Annotated in this window: 20 protein-coding genes and 1 riboswitch; of the genes, 15 read left to right on the top strand and 5 right to left on the bottom strand. The window is 34.1% G+C overall.

Features of this window, described 5'->3' with window-relative positions; translation table 11 throughout:
* The first annotated feature begins 159 nt into the window (after positions 1 to 159).
* From sigX to CWO92_RS06110, 4 genes are all read left to right on the top strand, one after another.
* A complete protein-coding gene (gene sigX / locus CWO92_RS06125; RefSeq protein ID WP_101353318.1) occupies positions 160 to 696 on the top strand; it encodes an RNA polymerase sigma factor SigX in 537 nt (178 codons plus the stop codon).
* The gene (locus tag CWO92_RS06120) at positions 689 to 1,858 is read left to right on the top strand and encodes a hypothetical protein (RefSeq protein ID WP_101353317.1); all 1,170 of its coding nucleotides are present in this window, start codon (positions 689 to 691) and stop codon (positions 1,856 to 1,858) included. The genes sigX and CWO92_RS06120 overlap by 8 nt, the downstream gene beginning before the upstream one ends.
* Positions 1,859 to 2,098: 240 nt before the next feature.
* Positions 2,099 to 2,965, top strand: coding sequence for a peptidoglycan DD-metalloendopeptidase family protein (locus tag CWO92_RS06115; RefSeq protein WP_207767784.1), 867 nt, complete (start codon positions 2,099 to 2,101; stop codon positions 2,963 to 2,965).
* A 95-nt stretch (positions 2,966 to 3,060) separates the two neighbouring features.
* Positions 3,061 to 3,195: riboswitch (FMN riboswitch) on the top strand.
* Between the two features lie 153 nt (positions 3,196 to 3,348).
* Positions 3,349 to 3,906, top strand: a complete 558-nt coding sequence (locus CWO92_RS06110) for an ECF transporter S component (RefSeq protein WP_101353315.1) — start codon at positions 3,349 to 3,351, stop codon at positions 3,904 to 3,906.
* 36 nt (positions 3,907 to 3,942) lie between these two features.
* Here the strand turns inward: CWO92_RS06110 and CWO92_RS06105 are convergent, their stop codons facing one another.
* The gene (locus CWO92_RS06105) at positions 3,943 to 4,191 is read right to left on the bottom strand and encodes a ferredoxin (protein ID WP_101353314.1); all 249 of its coding nucleotides are present in this window, start codon (positions 4,189 to 4,191) and stop codon (positions 3,943 to 3,945) included.
* Positions 4,192 to 4,399: 208 nt separating this feature from the next.
* Between CWO92_RS06105 and CWO92_RS06100 the strand changes: the two genes are divergently transcribed.
* The 5 genes from CWO92_RS06100 (at position 4,400) to CWO92_RS06080 (ending at position 8,767) form a co-directional block, all read left to right on the top strand.
* Positions 4,400 to 5,443, top strand: a complete 1,044-nt coding sequence (locus CWO92_RS06100; protein WP_101353313.1) for a YpbB family protein — start codon at positions 4,400 to 4,402, stop codon at positions 5,441 to 5,443.
* On the top strand, positions 5,440 to 6,897 hold the full coding sequence (locus tag CWO92_RS06095; protein ID WP_437177514.1) for a RecQ family ATP-dependent DNA helicase: 1,458 nt from the start codon (positions 5,440 to 5,442) through the stop codon (positions 6,895 to 6,897). Before CWO92_RS06100 ends, CWO92_RS06095 begins: the two co-directional genes overlap by 4 nt.
* A gap of 10 nt (positions 6,898 to 6,907) precedes the next feature.
* On the top strand, positions 6,908 to 7,486 hold the full coding sequence (locus CWO92_RS06090) for a CPBP family intramembrane glutamic endopeptidase (RefSeq protein WP_101353311.1): 579 nt from the start codon (positions 6,908 to 6,910) through the stop codon (positions 7,484 to 7,486).
* Positions 7,487 to 7,499: 13 nt separating this feature from the next.
* On the top strand, positions 7,500 to 8,195 hold the full coding sequence (locus CWO92_RS06085) for a LysM peptidoglycan-binding domain-containing protein (protein ID WP_101353310.1): 696 nt from the start codon (positions 7,500 to 7,502) through the stop codon (positions 8,193 to 8,195).
* Positions 8,196 to 8,311: 116 nt separating this feature from the next.
* Entirely contained in the window at positions 8,312 to 8,767 is a 456-nt protein-coding gene (locus CWO92_RS06080; RefSeq protein WP_101353309.1) for a DUF2663 family protein, read from the top strand.
* A 6-nt stretch (positions 8,768 to 8,773) separates the two neighbouring features.
* On the opposite strand, the gene CWO92_RS06075 is transcribed toward CWO92_RS06080, so the two are convergent.
* Genes CWO92_RS06075 through CWO92_RS06065 form a run of 3 tightly spaced genes read right to left on the bottom strand, consistent with a single transcriptional unit; the run spans position 8,774 to position 9,863 of the window.
* Positions 8,774 to 9,343, bottom strand: coding sequence for a manganese catalase family protein (locus CWO92_RS06075; RefSeq protein WP_101353308.1), 570 nt, complete (start codon positions 9,341 to 9,343; stop codon positions 8,774 to 8,776).
* Between the two features lie 33 nt (positions 9,344 to 9,376).
* Positions 9,377 to 9,637: a spore coat protein CotJB gene (locus CWO92_RS06070; protein ID WP_101353307.1), complete on the bottom strand. Its 261-nt coding sequence runs from the start codon at positions 9,635 to 9,637 to the stop codon at positions 9,377 to 9,379.
* A 7-nt stretch (positions 9,638 to 9,644) separates the two neighbouring features.
* Entirely contained in the window at positions 9,645 to 9,863 is a 219-nt protein-coding gene (locus CWO92_RS06065) for a spore coat associated protein CotJA (protein ID WP_101353306.1), read from the bottom strand.
* A 339-nt stretch (positions 9,864 to 10,202) separates the two neighbouring features.
* Between CWO92_RS06065 and CWO92_RS06060 the strand changes: the two genes are divergently transcribed.
* The 4 genes from CWO92_RS06060 to CWO92_RS06045 all read left to right on the top strand — a co-directional run bounded on the left by CWO92_RS06060 (position 10,203) and on the right by CWO92_RS06045 (position 14,254).
* Positions 10,203 to 10,967, top strand: a complete 765-nt coding sequence (locus CWO92_RS06060) for a metallophosphoesterase (RefSeq protein ID WP_101353305.1) — start codon at positions 10,203 to 10,205, stop codon at positions 10,965 to 10,967.
* A 95-nt stretch (positions 10,968 to 11,062) separates the two neighbouring features.
* The gene (locus CWO92_RS06055) at positions 11,063 to 11,614 is read left to right on the top strand and encodes an adaptor protein MecA (RefSeq protein ID WP_101353304.1); all 552 of its coding nucleotides are present in this window, start codon (positions 11,063 to 11,065) and stop codon (positions 11,612 to 11,614) included.
* A 185-nt stretch (positions 11,615 to 11,799) separates the two neighbouring features.
* Positions 11,800 to 13,077 (top strand): Glu/Leu/Phe/Val family dehydrogenase, encoded by a 1,278-nt coding sequence (locus CWO92_RS06050; RefSeq protein WP_101353303.1) that lies wholly within the window; start codon positions 11,800 to 11,802, stop codon positions 13,075 to 13,077.
* Between the two features lie 214 nt (positions 13,078 to 13,291).
* Positions 13,292 to 14,254: a YpdA family putative bacillithiol disulfide reductase gene (locus CWO92_RS06045; protein ID WP_101353302.1), complete on the top strand. Its 963-nt coding sequence runs from the start codon at positions 13,292 to 13,294 to the stop codon at positions 14,252 to 14,254.
* 34 nt (positions 14,255 to 14,288) lie between these two features.
* On the opposite strand, the gene CWO92_RS06040 is transcribed toward CWO92_RS06045, so the two are convergent.
* A complete protein-coding gene (locus tag CWO92_RS06040) occupies positions 14,289 to 15,263 on the bottom strand; it encodes an asparaginase (protein ID WP_101353301.1) in 975 nt (324 codons plus the stop codon).
* A gap of 153 nt (positions 15,264 to 15,416) precedes the next feature.
* On the opposite strand from CWO92_RS06040, the gene prsW reads away from it, so the two are divergent.
* The gene (gene prsW / locus CWO92_RS06035; protein WP_101353300.1) at positions 15,417 to 16,091 is read left to right on the top strand and encodes a glutamic-type intramembrane protease PrsW; all 675 of its coding nucleotides are present in this window, start codon (positions 15,417 to 15,419) and stop codon (positions 16,089 to 16,091) included.
* A 171-nt stretch (positions 16,092 to 16,262) separates the two neighbouring features.
* Positions 16,263 to 17,093 carry a spore cortex-lytic enzyme gene (gene sleB / locus CWO92_RS06030; RefSeq protein WP_101353299.1) on the top strand — a complete coding sequence of 277 codons (831 nt, stop codon included), beginning with the start codon at positions 16,263 to 16,265 and terminating at the stop codon, positions 17,091 to 17,093.
* The last annotated feature ends 5 nt before the right edge of the window (positions 17,094 to 17,098 follow it).

The raw sequence follows: 17,098 nt of genomic DNA, 5'->3' as shown, positions 1-17,098 counted from the left end.
AAGGATAGCAGTTATAACTTTTTTGTTTAAAAAAAGAAATGCGAAAAAATAGCGCATTTCTTTTTGTTTTTTGGTAGAATAAGACAAGTAAAAATTTTATGTATTTTGTAACTTTTTTATTGTTATTTACGACTATATTAATAGCGAAGGAGGGGGAAAATGGACTCCGTCTTTCAAGAAATATATAACAAATATCATCAAGACATATTTCAATTTTTAGTTTATATGGTAAAAAATCGAGATGTGGCAGAAGATTTGACACAGGATGTCTATATCAGAGTCTTAAAATCTTATCATAATTTCGAAGGGAAAAGTTCAGAAAAAACATGGCTTTTTTCGATAGCCAGAAATGTTGCAATTGACTATTTTCGCAAACAAAAAAGCTTAAAAAACAGAATAATGGAAACTTTCGAATGGAAGCATAATCAGGTGAGCGATATAGGACCATTACCAGAGGAAATTGTGGTCAAAAACGAACATATACGTCTCTTATATTATTGCTTGAATCTGTGTACAAAGGATCAAAAGACAGTAATTATTTTCCGTTACATAAATAATTTCAGTATTTCTGAAACAGCTGAAATATTGGGGTGGAGCGAAAGTAAGGTCAAAACAACCCAACACCGTGCATTAATTATCCTAAGAAAACTGATGAATGAAAAGGGTCATGAAGGAGGAATGCAGCAATATGGCTAATCATCCTTTTGATGAAAATCATGTAGAAGAGCTACTTCGTAATATGCCAAAAATAAAAGATAATCGAAATATTGATGATATATATTATAGTGTTCAAAAGCAAATGATTAAAAAAACAAAAAGTAAGAAAATGCTTTTTATACCAGCATTGTCTCTTCTTGCCGTTGTTATTTTAATGGTTGTAATTTCTCCTATTTTTTTCAGCCAAGAGGAAAAACAAAGTAGTTCCTTAGATAGATCTGACCATAAAGAAGCTGTAGCAATGACAGCTAGTAAGCAAAAGGCAGAATTAAAGAAAACCGAACAGGATAAACCGGATGTTAATGCTAATCGAAGCGACAAGGATCTAATTAGCAAAACTGCAGTTTATCATGAAGACTTAAAAGAAAACAATGTATTTACTTATGCAGTTTTAACTAATGATGCAGTTGTAGTGCCAGTAAGTGTGCTAGCGCCAAAAAAGGATAATTCAGACTGGGTAAATCAATACAAAACAATAGGAAAAACCCTTGCTCAAAAAACACCGGCTTTAGATAATTTTCTGCTGATACATGGGGGTTTAGCGTATGATGCAGATACCAAAATATTACATATTACCATTGCCAAAAAGGATGTTCCTTCGATTAACGAATCAATTCAACTTAATTTGAATAGAATGGTTCAATATTCTTTTGCCTATCAAGATGTAAAGTTAGTTGATTTTTCAGACGAAAATGGCAGACCGATTGAAATCGGAGAGTTAGGGGAAATAGAAAGTCAAGAAATAAATAAAACTCCGCAAACTGCATACTATTTATATACATCCAGCGATGGAAAAGATTATTTATTGCCAACAGATGAAACGTTTTCGAGTTATCAATCTGCGCTGGATGCTATGAAGACTATGCCTGATGATTTTCACCAACCCGTTATTGGGCAGGACATAAATATGAAGGTCCGTGAAGAAAATAAGAATCAGGCAATTGTACAATTTACAAATAGTGTACAAATAGACAAAGAAGAAAATCCAATGGATATGATAGAAGCAATTTTGCTTACCGCAAAGAATTTTGGATTTAAATCGGTACAATTTGAAAATGTGAAACCGGTCCAATGGGATGGATTCGATTTTTCTAAACCGGTGGAAGTTCCAATTGCACCAAATAAGATTAGTATGGAATAATATAATGTATTTAATTCATTTTAGGAAAAGTAGTAGAAGCCAATGCTATATTGGCTTCTTTTTATTATCTTTTTCTCCATTTTTTAAACATGATTGGATAGATTTTACTATTTTATGTATATATTTTCCCGTTCCGTATACACTAAATTTTGCTCTAGTAAACTCAATTCTGTCATTATGTTCTAATATGGAATACACGCTCATATGGTAAAGCAAGAGTAGTCCAAGGAGGAGAAGATGATGAATAAGGTCATAATCCAATTGTTAATGGCTATTTGTGTAATGTTTATCATAAATACCGGAAATGTTCAGGCTTCTGATATAAATATTAAAACTAGTACAGAACAATGGTTTTTTCCTGCAAAAGGAGAAATATCCGATATATTTGACTCTAGAGGAGGGGACCATAAGGGAATAGATATAGCCGGTACATATAAATCCCCGGTATATGCTGCAGCTGCTGGAAAAGTAGTTAAATCTTATTATTCTTATACATACGGAAATGTAGTTTTTCTTCACCATAAAAACGGATTTGAAACAGTATATGCGCATTTAGCTAAACGAACTGTGTCAGAAGGAGACAAAGTTCAACAAGGAGAAACAGTAGGGTTAATGGGGAATACAGGTGAATCGACAGGAACGCATCTACATTTTGAAATTCATGATGGTAAATGGACACTAGATAAAAAGAATGCAATAGATCCTTTTATTGTCTATGGAAATGGTGAAATTGGTAAGCTTGTGTCTGCACTAAAGCATAATCCGTATGGTGCGGCTGAAGTAACTAAGTCATCGGAGGAAGAATCGTCAAATGAAGTTTTAAAACCATTAGCAAAAGCAGAAGAATTACCAGTTGGTCTTATCGATCAAAAGGTACAAGTAACATATAATGCAGCTGATGTCCAAAATACTTTCGATAAACAAATCATCTATGTGGTAAAAAAAGGGGACACCCTTTTTGATATCTCAAAAAAACTAGATATTCCTATTGAAACATTAACATCTTTAAATCATATAAAAAATAAAAATCTTATTTTTCCAAATCAGCGGATTGTATTAGAACCACAGCATTTAAACATATTCAATAGTAGAATTATTTCTAAATAACAGGATACAGCAGATAAAGTTTAGTTTATGTGTGATATTAATATCTTCACAAAGAATCTTAATTGCGTTATAATAGTAACGAATAAAAGAATATGATTCATCTTCGGGGCTGGGTGAAATTCCCGACCGGCGGTAATGAAGCGTTTGCTTCTAAGCCCGCGAGCCTGTTAAGGGCAGGATTTGGTGTGATTCCAAAGCCGACAGTAAAGTCTGGATGGGAGAAGGTGAAGGTTGGCCAGTATTCAAATAGCTTACATTTGAATACCTATTTATGCATGCCTTAAATTCTCCCTCAAAGAAAATATTCTTTGGGGGTATTTTATTTGTTGGTATGTGGCAACCTTTCTTCAAGCTGAGGTGAATCTCAAAAGGAGAGAGGAACTTTGAAAAAAATGAAATTAAAGACGTATGTAAGCATTGCGTTGCTGAGCAGCTTGGCTTATGTATTGATGGCAATCAAAATCCCAACACCATTTTCCAACTTTTTAACAATTGATTTTAGTGATATTCCAGCATTGGTTGCTGCCATTTTATTCGGGCCTGTGGCTGCTATAATAGTGGAGCTTATTAAAAATCTTCTTGATTATTTTACATGGGGAAGTGAATCAGGTATTCCCATTGGTCATTTTGCTAATATTTTGTCAGGAATTTTCTTCGTTCTTCCGACATATTTCGTTTATAAACATAATAAAACAAAAAAAGGCATGACAATTGGTTTGATTATTGGAACCATTTCCTTAGCGATATTAATGAGTATTTTAAACTATTTTGTCATTTTGCCTGCCTATCTTGCACTAATGCATTATGAGCTTCCTAAAGCATATGTAATTTCGGCTGTCTTGCCATTTAATCTTGTAAAAGGCTTAGCGGTAACCGTCCTTTTCATGCTTCTATTTATAAGACTTCAAAAATGGATAGAAAAAAATACACTTGTAAAGTAAAAAATAAGCATGCAGCAATCGCTGCATGCTTATTTATTATTCATATTTTAAAGGATCCCCATCAAAAGGCTCTTCAGCAATTTTTATGGATTCAGTGGGACATCCTTCAAAAGCATCCATTAAGTCCTCTTCAAGTATTTCTGGAATTTCCTCGGTTCCTTGATTATCATCCAGAATGTTAAAGGAAAGCCCCTCATCATCATAATCGAATATATCTGGTGCAGCTGCCCCGCAAGCACCACAAGCAATACATGTATCTCTATCAACAATTGTATATTTAGGCATAAATGCTAAACCTCCCGGAACATATCTATAGTTACTTCCTTTTTAAACACAAATAAAATTTTCCCCACATCTAATTCTAAGTCTCCCTCTTATACATTTCAATAAAAAGGTTCAGTATAGGAAATTCTTCTAATTTTGTTCGTAAATAATGCTGTTATCCGGCAAAAATATGCTAAAATTAGACATAAAAAGACAATAGGTGTTTCTCATGACTTTTTTGGAAGCATTAATATTATGGATTTTAAAAAAATTGAAAAGTGAGCGTTCTGTCTATGCAGTGTTTCACTTAATAAAAGGGAAAAAATCAAGTCAAACGATTCAAGACGCTTATCTTTATCAGATAAAGGCTTTATTTTATACATTCCCATATTTAAAGCGGTCAGACTTTGATGAATGTATTCAATCGCTTATTAACAAGGGATTATTAGAAGTGAAAGAAAATAATCAGTATTTCCTGACAAATAAAGGTGTAGAACAAATCAATGCTTTTTTTTCGAACTATTCTTTTCCGTCTTTTCTTAATGGCATGAAATATCAGGAGCAACCGTTTATTATTTGGAACAGGCTATGTATTCTAATTCAGGTATTATCAAACTTAGTCCATGACAGTCGTCTTTATTACCCTATTACTCGAGATACGAAGTTATTAAGATGGGTAAGACAATTTATATTGTCTCAAAAAATGACAAAGCATCAATTAGGTGAAGCAATTTACAATGAACTTTATACTATTTTTTCAAAGAATCCACCTGAAAGCCCTGAAATGTTCGTTTATCGATTAACTGGATATAACCAAATTGGGAAAACAGTCGAACAAACAGCAGACAAACTGTCAATGGAAACGACGGAATACTGGTTCCGATTTTTACATTTACTTCATTATGTAGTGGAACAAGTATTGGGTAATAGGCATAGTTATCCTATATTATTTTCGATTATGCAAGACATAGATGAACCATTTCCAATGACAAAATCTACTGTCGAGACGTATAAGCTTCTATTAAAAAACTATACGATTTCCGAAATTTCAAAGATAAGAAATTTAAAAGAAAGCACGATTCAGGACCATATTATTGAAATAGCATTAAATAATCCAGAATTTAGTATAAGGACTTTTATAGACTCCGATACAGAAGAAAAAATTATGAGAATAGCGAAGAGGATGGGAAAACAAAAACTCAAACTAATTAAAGAACAGCTGGAGGGGGTCTCTTACTTTCACATTAGATTGGCTCTAGCTAAAAATAGGTGATTAAGTTGAATATATATGAGGCATTACAAAAGTATTTTCATTTTCAATCATTTCGACCTGGGCAGGAAGAAGTCATTCATTCGGTTTTAAAAGGCAAGCATACTATGGCTATGCTTCCAACAGGAACTGGCAAATCGTTATGTTATCAGCTTCCTGGTTATTTATTGCAAGGAACGGTCCTTATTGTATCTCCACTAATCTCATTAATGCAAGACCAAGTAGAGCAAATGAGAATGATGGGTGAGAAGAAAGTGGTGGCGATAAATTCCTTTCTGTCAGCAAATGAACGATATCAGATATTAAAGTCTCTTCATCAGTATAAGTTCATCTATATCTCTCCTGAAATGCTTTCTATTCCAGCTGTTTTAGAATACTGCAAAAAGGTGTCTATTTCATTATTTGTGATTGATGAAGCTCACTGTATATCACAATGGGGATATGATTTTCGTCCCGATTATTTACGGTTAGGTGAGATAAGAAAGCAGTTAGGGGCTCCAACATCTCTTGCATTAACAGCAACTGCAACAGAGGAAGTTCGGAAGGATATCGTTCAGTTGTTAGAGCTCCCTGCAGTAGAGGAGTGTATATTTTCTGTAGATCGTCCTAATATTTCCATGGTCGTCCATCGTGTTCAAAACTATGAAGAAAAGATAAAAGAAATGCGATGGTTAGTCAAGAAACTTGAAAAACCCGGAATTATATATTTTTCTAGTAAAAAAGTTTGTGAAGAAATGGTACACATTTTGAAAGAAGATGGTCTTTTGAATACAGCAGCATACCATGGTGGAATGGAACAGGAACAAAGAATGTTGATCCAGCAGCAATTTCTATTTGATGAATTAGACATAATATGTGCTACAAGTGCGTTTGGTATGGGAATTAATAAAACGAATATTCGATTTGTGCTCCATTTTCATATGCCCCAGAGCCTAGAATCCTATTTGCAGGAAATAGGAAGGGCAGGCAGAGACGGTAGCAAAAGTATTGCAATTTTATTGGATAGTCCTGGTGATATACAGCTCCCTACTCAATTGATGGAAAATGAGTTACCTTCCGACTATCAAATTGATATATATGTAGACAATCTTAATCAACCGTCCGCCTCTAATGGCTTAGAACTGACAGACACACAGAAACGGTTTCTTGAATTCTATCTACCGTCCAAAGTACCTACTAGACAACAAGTCGAACAAATAAAACAAATAAGGGATGAGCGGCTTCAATATAAACAAGTGAAAATTGCACAAATGGACAAGTGGATTAAATCCAATATGTGTAGGAGACTGGGGATATTATCATATTTTAATGAAGCAAAAGCAGCAGTTGAAGTGGAAAGATGCTGTGACAATTGTGGGATTAATTTGAGTGATTATGAAGCGCATGAAACGACTGAAACCAAAAAAGTTAATGAACCATGGGAAGTGTTGCTTCAAAATTTATTATTAAGAAAGTGATGTTATTTACATGAAAAAAATGAATCAGGCGGAAATCATCGGGCAGCTTTCCAAAAAAGAATTAACATTTCATATCATTGCTACTCAAATAGTCCTATTAACGATTTCTATTATTTTAGGTATATTTTTTATAAAAGATATATCTTCATTTTTCAACCTTTTTCGATTTGATTCGTCTATATATGTAATAGGAATCCCAAATGGGATATTGGTAGTGATTCTAGATTTATTTCTAATGAAAGTGTTACCGCAGAGTTATTACGATGATGGTGGGATTAATGAAAAGATATTTCAAAGTCGATCTGTTTTTGAGATTATCGGTTTAACCCTATTAATTGCGTTTTGTGAAGAAGTATTGTTTCGCGGAATTATACAAACCCATTTCGGAATAATTGTCGGTAGTATCATCTTTGCATTAGTTCATATTAGGTATTGGGGACATTGGTTTCTTATTATTAACATCGTCATTCTTAGTTTTTGGATCGGTGCTGTTTATGAGTTTTCCGATCATCATTTGCTTACAACTATCACTATGCATTTCATCATTGATTTGTTTTTAGGCATTGCAATTAAGCTAAGGAAGAAATGAATAGGGGGATTATATGTATTCTGAAACATATATCGACCAGGTTGAAAAGAAGAAACAAAGGCTGGAGAAGGTAAATAATATAGTTGATAACGATGGAGAAGAAGTAATTCTTTCGCGGATGGAACTCCATCATTCTAAGAAGCGGAAGAAAAAGAAAAAAAGAAACTTCCCTTTATTAAAGGTACTTTTAACATTTTTTATTCTATTACCCATCAGTACTATTGTTGCCTATACATATTTTTCTCATCACCAATCGCCGTTAAAAACAGGCTCTTTGGAATCTCCAGGCGGGGAGGAAGTTTTATATGAAACAGATAATCATGATTCTTCTCAAGATAAAAAAATAGTGGCGAATACGGATAAAAAGTCAAATGAAGATGCAATCATAAATGATCACAATTCTGATTCAACTCACAACATTACCAAGAATGGAACAACTACAGTCCAAAATACGAAAAATAAGGTGGAGGAAGTAAACCAGGAGCAAAAGGTGTCAGATAATAGAGAACAAGCAACAAGTGTGCAAACAAATGATACTTCCGATATCCAAATGATAAATCATGTTGTTCAGCCGAAGGAAACATTGTTTAGTATCGCTATGAAATATTACCATTCAAAGGATGGCATAGCAAAAATTATTGAGCAGAATCATATTGTCAATAATGAAATACAAGTTGGCCAAACCTTGCAAATACCATTACCAAAATAAGAAAAAGAGCAGCTATTTTTCACAAAAAATTGCTGCTCTTTTTCTTTTCCCTGACATAGTTATAGGACAGCCTCATAAAATATACTAAGAGTGTTAAGGCCGGGAGGTGATGATGAATGGACTCTTCCATTTTAAATTTAAGTGATAGGACGGATAAAGCAACAAAACAAATGCTGCAAAATGTTGTGAATAAAAAAAGAAAATTCGATAGATACAAAAGTTACCATTTTTATCTTTTGTGGATAAGTGTTTTTTACTGTTTTACCATCTTATATCTCATGTACCATATAGTTTTACAGCCTTATTCCTATTCTTTTTTTGAGATTTTTTCCATCATCTTTAACAACCAAAATCATATGTTTTTCTTATTTCTTGCCGTCTTTTTTTTAGGAGCAACGAAGGTTCTTTATGACAAAAAAGAAAAATATGAAAAAGAGTACCATGAATTGCGATGTGAAATCATCGATAGAAGCAAAGATCTTTGGAAAGAAGAAGCATGGAAAACACGTCATGAGATATTTGAAATGATGAAAAAACAATATGATATTAATTTATATCATGAAGCTAAATAGGGAGTTCTAAAAAAATTTCCTTTTCTCCCTATCTTCTTTGATAATTTCTACTGCCTCACGAAAGCGCTGGGAATGGACAATTTCTCTTTCACGTAAAAATCTTAATCCATCATTTAAATCAGGATCATCACTCATATTGATTATCCATTGATACGTAGCTCTTGCCTTTTCTTCTGCAGCAATATCTTCATATAGATCTGCTATCGGATCACCTTTTGCTTGAATATACGTAGCTGTCCACGGTACACCAGCAGCATTGTGATAAAATAAAGCTGAATCATGGTCAACATAATGTGATGCCAGTCCAGCTTGTTTTAATTGGTCTGGTGTCGCGTCTTTTGTTAGCTTATAGACCATCGTAGCGATCATTTCTAAATGAGCAAATTCTTCGGTTCCAATATCATTCAAAAGTCCGATTACTTTATCAGGAATGGTGTAGCGCTGATTTAGATAGCGCAAAGCTGCTGCTAGTTCCCCATCTGCACCGCCATATTGTTCAATAAGGAATTTTGCAAGCATAGGATTACATGTGCTAACTCTTACTGGATATTGAAGCTTTTTTTCATATACCCACATATTCTTCTGATCACTCCTTTTGAAATGAAATATTTATACTTGCCATGGCCACGGTGCTTCTTTCCATTCCCACGGATAATGAGAATAACTATAGCCAAAACTTGTTAGTGAACCGAAGCGTTTTTCAAACTCCTTTCTTAACGGTTTTCTTTGCTTAATTAGCATATTATATTGTTGAATGGCTTCATGATCATCTGGATGGGTATCTAAATATAAGGTTAATTCCACAATAACAAAATCAAGTGCTTGGATTTCTTCCAGCATTTGATAATATTCAGGCGGTAATTCTTTCATGAATTAATCACTCCCTCGCTCTTTCGTATGGACTATAATAAGGATCATAAAATGGTTTCCATAATGTCCCTGTTTTTAAAGCTTCAAGCGGTGAAAATTGTGGTAAATTTGGCGGTTGAAATCCCATATATAATTGGGGTGGGGTAGAATAGGTTTTTTCTAAAATTGGTGGACATGGATCGAATGGACTAACAAATGGTTTATAGCTTTTATAATTTGAAGACATTTTTTCCCCTCCTTATGCATTACCTATTTAAGTGTATGGGAAATGAATATATAAAATGTCTTTAATTTTAGGGGACAGACTAAATTGTAATTTTAGATTAAAGAAATTATTTGAATTTATTGAGGTATTAAAAATGAATTGATAAACAGTCGGGGGAGTGAATCTGAAATAGTGGAAAAAACTAGCACGCTTCCATCACGACTAAAATTATGTACGAAAGATTGTTTATGGACTCCTCTCACGCCAGGGAGGATTTTTATTATCATGTATATAAATATTAAACTGGAATATCTACTTTAATTTTTATGATTTGATTGTTCCATATTTTGGAGGTAATGGATGGTACAAATATTGGTTATCTTAATTCTTATTTTACTGTTAATATTTTACATGTTTAAAGAAGCATCTTTAAATCAAGTATTACATCAGACAATTACTTTTCCGGATTATCCAGCTGGATTTAAAGATATGAAAATATTTTTTATTTCTGATATTCATCGCCGAAAAGTTCAGGAAGCAATGATAAGTAACCTCGAAAAACAAGCGGATCTTGTTATAATAGGAGGAGATTTGCTAGAAAAAGGAGTACCAGTAAGCAGAGTGGAGTATAATTTACAATTACTTAAAAGAATAGGCCCGCTTTTTTTTGTTTGGGGAAATAATGATTATGAAGTAGAGGAGTCTAAATTACTGAAAATTTTAAAGGAATACCAGGTAAGAGTGTTGAGAAATGAATCAGTCATTTTTCGGGCACCGAATGGAGACTCCATCGCTATATTAGGAATTGATGACTTATCACAGGAAAATGATCGGTTAGATTTAGCTTTACATGGTACAGAGTTTGCAGATTTTAAATTGCTGATAAGTCATAACCCCGATATTATAGCGAAAATGAGTGAAGAAGATAATATTTCTTTTGTTATGAGCGGGCATACACATGGCGGTCAAATCCAGGTTTTGGGGTTTACCCCATATCGAAAGGGCGGGATATATAAATCAGCTGTTACTACATTATTTGTAAGCAATGGCTATGGAACAAGTATGCTGCCTTTAAGACTTGGTGCAAAGCCTGAAGCACATTTCATCACGATAAAAAAGGAATAAAACGAACAGCTTTTCATAAATGGAATTGAAATGAACCATCTAACGCCCTTTTCATACTATGGTGATAAGAGCCAAAGTTCAGGGGGCGAAGTTAAATGAAGTTAGAACGTTTATCACAAAACAAATTAAAGTACTCGATTACGTTTGAGGAACTAGTAAAAAAAGGGTTCCTGGAAGAAGGATTGGAATCCTTTATTTGGCATGATTTATTTGATGAAATGGTGGAGGTTGCGAAGGAAGAATATCATTTTGAGATGACAGATTCCATCTCCATTGAAATTTTTTCTCTGAACCCAAAGGAAATTGTATTAATATTAACGATGGACGAAATAACTGATGTAGTGGAAGAGGATACTGCCAATAATCATACCAACCAATATGGTATATATTGTTTTGAGTCCATTGAAGACGTTATTTTGCTGTCCTTGTGTGTAGAAAATTTAAAGTTAAATATAGATAGTAAGCTTCTACAATTTGAAAATCAATATTACTTAATAATTCACTCAAATGATTTGCAGTCGTTAACGTTTTTATGTGAAGAATATGGAACACAAACGAACATCTCGGCTGAATTTTTGGAAGAGTACGGATTGCCGATTATTTCTCAGTATGCATTAGATGTTATCGTGAGCTATTTTTCAAAATAATAAAAAAATTACTCAAGGAGGTCTCATGCAAATGAACTTCCTTTTTTGTTATGGTTAGAATGGCAACGGTTACAAAATATTAAAAAGTATTATTTTATATATTGCAATCATGTACTAAAAGTGTATACTATGTCTGAAAGGCTGATACTTTTATTACAGAGTGAATATTTAGGAGGTTTGCAATAATGGCAGCCGAGAAGGGTGCAGAACAAAAAGCATTAGAAGAAAAACATGATGTTTTAAAATCAACACAAACAGTTATCCATGAGGCATTAGAAAAACTCGGATATCCTGAAGAAGTGTACGAATTGTTAAAAGAACCTATGAGAATGTTAACAGTTAAGATACCGGTTCGAATGGATGATGGTACCACCAAAATATTTACCGGATATCGTGCACAGCATAATGATGCCGTGGGTCCTACAAAAGGCGGAATTCGCTTTCATCCAAATGTAACAGAAAATGAAGTAAAGGCACTATCCATCTGGATGACATTAAAGTGTGGAATTGTGAATCTGCCGTATGGAGGAGGAAAGGGAGGCATTATTTGTGATCCTCGTGAAATGTCTTTCCGAGAGCTTGAGGCTTTGAGTCGCGGATATGTTCGGGCTATCAGTCAAATTGTTGGTCCTACCAAGGATATCCCAGCACCTGATGTATTCACGAATTCACAAATTATGGCATGGATGATGGACGAGTACAGCCGTATCGATGAATTTAATTCTCCTGGATTTATTACTGGAAAGCCATTAGTACTGGGTGGATCTCATGGCCGTGAATCTGCAACTGCAAAAGGTGTTACGATTTGTATTCATGAAGCTGCAAAACGCAAAGGCATAAACCTCAAAGGCGCACGTGTAGTTGTTCAAGGATTCGGTAACGCAGGAAGCTTTTTATCCAAATTCATGCATGACGAGGGTGCAAAAGTCATCGGAATATCTGATGCTTATGGTGCACTTTATGATCCAGACGGGCTAGATATAGATTATTTACTTGATCGAAGAGATAGTTTTGGGACAGTTACAAAACTTTTTGATAATACAATAACAAATAAAGAATTATTGGAATTAGATTGTGATATTCTCGTTCCAGCAGCGATTGAAAACCAAATCACAGAAGAAAATGCACATAATATTCGTGCACAAATTGTTGTAGAGGCTGCAAATGGCCCAACGACTCTTGAAGCGACGCGTATTTTAACAGAACGAGGTATATTATTAGTTCCTGATGTTTTAGCCTCTTCAGGTGGAGTTACCGTTTCTTACTTCGAGTGGGTACAAAATAATCAAGGTTATTATTGGTCAGAAGAAGAAATTGATGAGAAACTTGAAAAAGTATTAGTGCATTCTTTTGAAAATGTTTATAATACAGCACAAACTAGAAGAGTAGATATGAGACTTGCGGCATATATGGTTGGAGTTCGAAAAGCAGCGGAAGCCTCACGTTTTAGAGGTTGGATTTAATTTATTCTAACCTTTACATTATTGCCGGACTTATTTTAATTATCTTTTCCAATCAATTTCATTGCAGGAAAAAAGGAAATCTCCTATCATGTTGATAGGGGATTTCTTTTCATTTATGATAAATACTGTTTACATGCGCCTGAGGGCGAATTAATTAGAAATCGTAATTATTAAATTAGTACTGATTTTTAGTGTAATTATAGAGGTGAAACTTATGCAACAAGAGGATTGTATTATTGTAGGTGGCGGTCCGTGTGGTTTAGCAGCAGCAATTGCACTGCAAGACATCGGAAAGAATCCGCTGATTATCGAAAAGGGGAATATAGTAAATTCTATTTACCATTATCCAACACACCAAACCTTTTTTAGTTCAAGCGAAAAATTAGAGATTGGGGAAGTTCCTTTTATTACAGAAAACTTAAAACCAAAGCGGAATCAAGCATTAACTTATTATCGGGAAGTAACGAAAAGAAAAAATATTAGAGTAAATCGTTACGAAATGGTAATGAATGTAGAAAAGGAAAACAATATATTTATTGTAAATACCTCAAAAGGTCAATATTGCACACCGTATGTAATTGTAGCAACCGGTTATTATGATCACCCAAATTATATGAATATCCCTGGAGAAGATTTAGATAAGGTCTTACATTATTTTAAGGAGCCACATCCTTTCTTCGACATGGATGTAACCGTTATTGGTGGAAAGAATTCTGCAGTTGATGCAGCCATTGAATTAAATAAGGCGGGAGCAAGAGTTACCGTTTTATATCGAGGAAGTGAGTATTCCCAAAGTGTAAAGCCATGGATTTTGCCAGAGTTTGACTCCCTTATCCGTAACGGGGCGATTCGAATGGAATTTAAGGCAAATGTGGTAGAAATAAAAGATAAAAGTTTGATTTATGAAGTAAATGGAATAAAAAAGGAAATTAAAAATGATTTTGTATTTGCGATGACCGGTTACCATCCAGATCATCATTTTATCCAAAATATGGGTGTTACTATAGATCAAGAAACCGGAAAACCAAATTTTGATGAAGAAACAATGGAAACTAATATCCCAGGAATTTTTATCGCGGGTGTTATAGCTGCGGGTAATAATGCAAATGAAATCTTTATTGAAAATGGACGGTTCCATGGTGGACTCATTGCCAATGCAATAAAAAATCGTGAATAAAAATGAAACTCCCATAAGCGGGAGTTTTTATTTTTTAATGATGAAAAATTTCTTCAATCTCTTTAATATTTTGTGTGTAGGATAGTGTTATGAGGAGTTTAATCCTTGCTTTTTGGCCATTGAGGCCGTTTGAAAAAATGGCACCCATTTCTTTCAACCTTTTTCCTCCGCCTTCATACCCATAAACATCTTGTACAATTCCATTAAAACAGCGAGATACAACAACAACAGGAATATTTTCATCTATCAGCGATTGGACTCCTTCAACTGTAGCAGGAGGTAAATTCCCTTGTCCTAAGGCTTCAATCACAACTCCATCATATTGCATATCTTTTATAGCGAAAAGTAGAGAAGAATCCATTCCAGCATGTGCCTTTATTAATGCCACTTTCTTTGAAATATTGTTTATGCTGTAAAATTCTCTATCAGTAGGCTGATGATGGAAAATGATTCCTTGTTTAGCAACGATGCCAATTGGTCCATATTGAGGACTTTGAAAGGTTGAGACATTACTAGTATGGGTTTTTGTAACATTTTTTGCTGTATGAATTTCATCATTTAATACAACTAGGACGCCTTTTCCTTTTGCACCATCACATTCAGCAACACGAATGGATGATATCAAGTTATATAATCCATCAGAACCAATTTCATTGCTTGATCGCATTGCACCTGTAACTACAATCGGAAAATCATGAGGAATTGTCAAATCAAGAAAATATGCGGTTTCTTCTAATGTGTCTGTTCCATGGGTAATCACAACTCCATCTATTTGATTATTTTGATATTCCTCCATAATCATATCCTTTAAAAATAACATTTCATTGGTAGTAATATGTGGTGAAGGAAGATTAAAAGGTTCCTTAATGATTAAATTAGCGAGATCAGAAAGAGTCGAAGTTTGTGATGTTAATGGATTTTCTTCTCCTGGTTTCACTGCTCCAGTCTCATGATCTTCAAACATAGATATTGTCCCGCCAGTATGAATAACTAATATATTTTTTTTCATATGATTTCCTCCAAAGCTGTGAAATAATAGTAAACATGCTTCTGTTTAAGTGGATGGTAAATATTGTTTAAAATAGTACTTTTTGATTATGTTGTTTCCATCCGTATATATACATGATACGATTAAGAAAACAGAAAGAAAAGAGGGCGTTTCATGCTGGTTATTATATCAGCGGGTATAGCACCAGGACTTGCACTACTGAGTTACTTTTATTTAAAGGATCAATATGAACAAGAACCGATTTTGCTCGTTTTTAAATCTTTTATGTATGGGGCAATTTTAACTTTTCCGATTATGTTTATACAACATGTTTTAATAACCGAACATATTATGCAAGGGAAAATAGAAAATGCATTTATAAGTACTGCCTTGCTCGAGGAGTTTTTTAAATGGTTTATTTTATTTTTTACCGTATATACGCATGGAGATTTTAATGAACCATATGATGGAATTGTATATGGTGTTAGTGTTTCCCTTGGTTTTGCAACAGTGGAAAATATTTTATCACTGATTAGCAGCGGTATTGAAGTTGCAATTGGACGTGCATTGCTTCCTGTTTCAAGCCACGCTTTATTTGGTGTTGTAATGGGATATTATTTGGGAAAAGGGAAATTCTCCAGCGATAAAAATTATATAAAATGGTTATTTTTATCCTTTTTTATCTCCTTCTTGCTTCATGGAATTTATGATTATATCCTGATTTCGGTTAAAAATTGGATTTATTGTATGATTCCTTTTATGTTATTCCTCTGGTGGTATGGTTTAAGAAAAGTAAAGCATGCCCATATATTAACAGAAAAACTTCATCAAAAGGCAATAGAAAAATAAAGCAGCTTTCTTAATCAGTGGGTTTTATTCAAACCCGCTGATTAAAAAAGGTAAATTCAAATAATCCCCCCCTACCCAATAGCATTCCACCATTTATATTTTTTTTGAATAAAATACCTCCAATTTCAAAAACTAGTGATAATTCAACATTATTCTTGGAGGGTTAGATTCATGAAGTATAGCTCCTTATTGAAAGTTTTCTTCATTGTAGTGATAGTACCCTTAGTATCGATTACAAACGTGCAGCATAGTGTAAAAGCTTTTTCAAATCAGATAATTCAGCGCGGTGCTACAGGTGACGATGTAATAGAATTGCAGGCACGTTTACAAAATATTGGTTACTATAAAGGGAAGATTGATGGTGTTTTTGGTTGGGGTACATATTGGGCATTGAGAAATTTTCAAGAGAAATTTGGACTTCCTATTGATGGATTGGCAGGAGCAAGCACAAAAGCAAAATTAGTATCGGCTTCAAATTATAATAGGGATTTTGTCATGGAACAAATACGAAAAGGCAATGATTTTACGTATTATGGTGGAGTAGATATCGATAAACAAATTAAGCCAAAATCCTCCTCCACCAATGCCAATTCCACAAAGCCAAATAATACATCCAATGTAACGGCTACTAATGTGCCAAATGGCTATTCTCAAAATGATATTAAGCTGATGTCGAATGCAGTATACGGAGAATCGAGAGGAGAGCCTTATGAAGGGCAGGTTGCAGTAGCCGCTGTTATTTTAAATCGTGTTGAAAGTTCTTCTTTTCCTAATACTGTGTCAGGGGTTATTTTTCAGCCGGGCGCATTTACTGCTGTAGCAGACGGACAAATTTGGTTGACTCCAAACAAAACCGCCGAGAATGCAGTGATGGATGCGATTAATGGGTGGGATCCAACAGGCAATGCATTATATTATTTTAACCCTGCAACCGCCACGAGTAAATGGATTTGGAGTAGACCGCAAATCAAGCAAATTGGTAAACATATTTTTTGTAAATAAGGGGT

The organism is Heyndrickxia camelliae, from assembly GCF_002844575.1.
GTDB lineage: Bacteria > Bacillota > Bacilli > Bacillales > Bacillaceae_C > Margalitia > Margalitia camelliae.
Note: the sequence above shows the minus strand (reverse complement) of the source record. Positions and strands in the feature narration are given on the sequence as shown.

What these genes read in the sequence shown, in the direction of transcription:
- sigX (WP_101353318.1), top strand. Translation starts at nt 160, where the DNA reads ATGGACTCCGTCTTTCAAGAAATATATAACAAATATCATCAAGACATA.
- CWO92_RS06120 (WP_101353317.1), top strand. Translation starts at nt 689, where the DNA reads ATGGCTAATCATCCTTTTGATGAAAATCATGTAGAAGAGCTACTTCGT.
- CWO92_RS06115 (WP_207767784.1), top strand. Translation starts at nt 2,099, where the DNA reads ATGAATAAGGTCATAATCCAATTGTTAATGGCTATTTGTGTAATGTTT.
- CWO92_RS06105 (WP_101353314.1), bottom strand. Translation starts at nt 4,191, where the DNA reads ATGCCTAAATATACAATTGTTGATAGAGATACATGTATTGCTTGTGGT.
- CWO92_RS06100 (WP_101353313.1), top strand. Translation starts at nt 4,400, where the DNA reads ATGACTTTTTTGGAAGCATTAATATTATGGATTTTAAAAAAATTGAAA.
- CWO92_RS06090 (WP_101353311.1), top strand. Translation starts at nt 6,908, where the DNA reads ATGAAAAAAATGAATCAGGCGGAAATCATCGGGCAGCTTTCCAAAAAA.
- CWO92_RS06085 (WP_101353310.1), top strand. Translation starts at nt 7,500, where the DNA reads ATGTATTCTGAAACATATATCGACCAGGTTGAAAAGAAGAAACAAAGG.
- CWO92_RS06080 (WP_101353309.1), top strand. Translation starts at nt 8,312, where the DNA reads ATGGACTCTTCCATTTTAAATTTAAGTGATAGGACGGATAAAGCAACA.
- CWO92_RS06075 (WP_101353308.1), bottom strand. Translation starts at nt 9,343, where the DNA reads ATGTGGGTATATGAAAAAAAGCTTCAATATCCAGTAAGAGTTAGCACA.
- CWO92_RS06070 (WP_101353307.1), bottom strand. Translation starts at nt 9,637, where the DNA reads ATGAAAGAATTACCGCCTGAATATTATCAAATGCTGGAAGAAATCCAA.
- CWO92_RS06065 (WP_101353306.1), bottom strand. Translation starts at nt 9,863, where the DNA reads ATGTCTTCAAATTATAAAAGCTATAAACCATTTGTTAGTCCATTCGAT.
- CWO92_RS06060 (WP_101353305.1), top strand. Translation starts at nt 10,203, where the DNA reads ATGGTACAAATATTGGTTATCTTAATTCTTATTTTACTGTTAATATTT.
- CWO92_RS06055 (WP_101353304.1), top strand. Translation starts at nt 11,063, where the DNA reads ATGAAGTTAGAACGTTTATCACAAAACAAATTAAAGTACTCGATTACG.
- CWO92_RS06050 (WP_101353303.1), top strand. Translation starts at nt 11,800, where the DNA reads ATGGCAGCCGAGAAGGGTGCAGAACAAAAAGCATTAGAAGAAAAACAT.
- CWO92_RS06045 (WP_101353302.1), top strand. Translation starts at nt 13,292, where the DNA reads ATGCAACAAGAGGATTGTATTATTGTAGGTGGCGGTCCGTGTGGTTTA.
- CWO92_RS06040 (WP_101353301.1), bottom strand. Translation starts at nt 15,263, where the DNA reads ATGAAAAAAAATATATTAGTTATTCATACTGGCGGGACAATATCTATG.
- prsW (WP_101353300.1), top strand. Translation starts at nt 15,417, where the DNA reads ATGCTGGTTATTATATCAGCGGGTATAGCACCAGGACTTGCACTACTG.
- sleB (WP_101353299.1), top strand. Translation starts at nt 16,263, where the DNA reads ATGAAGTATAGCTCCTTATTGAAAGTTTTCTTCATTGTAGTGATAGTA.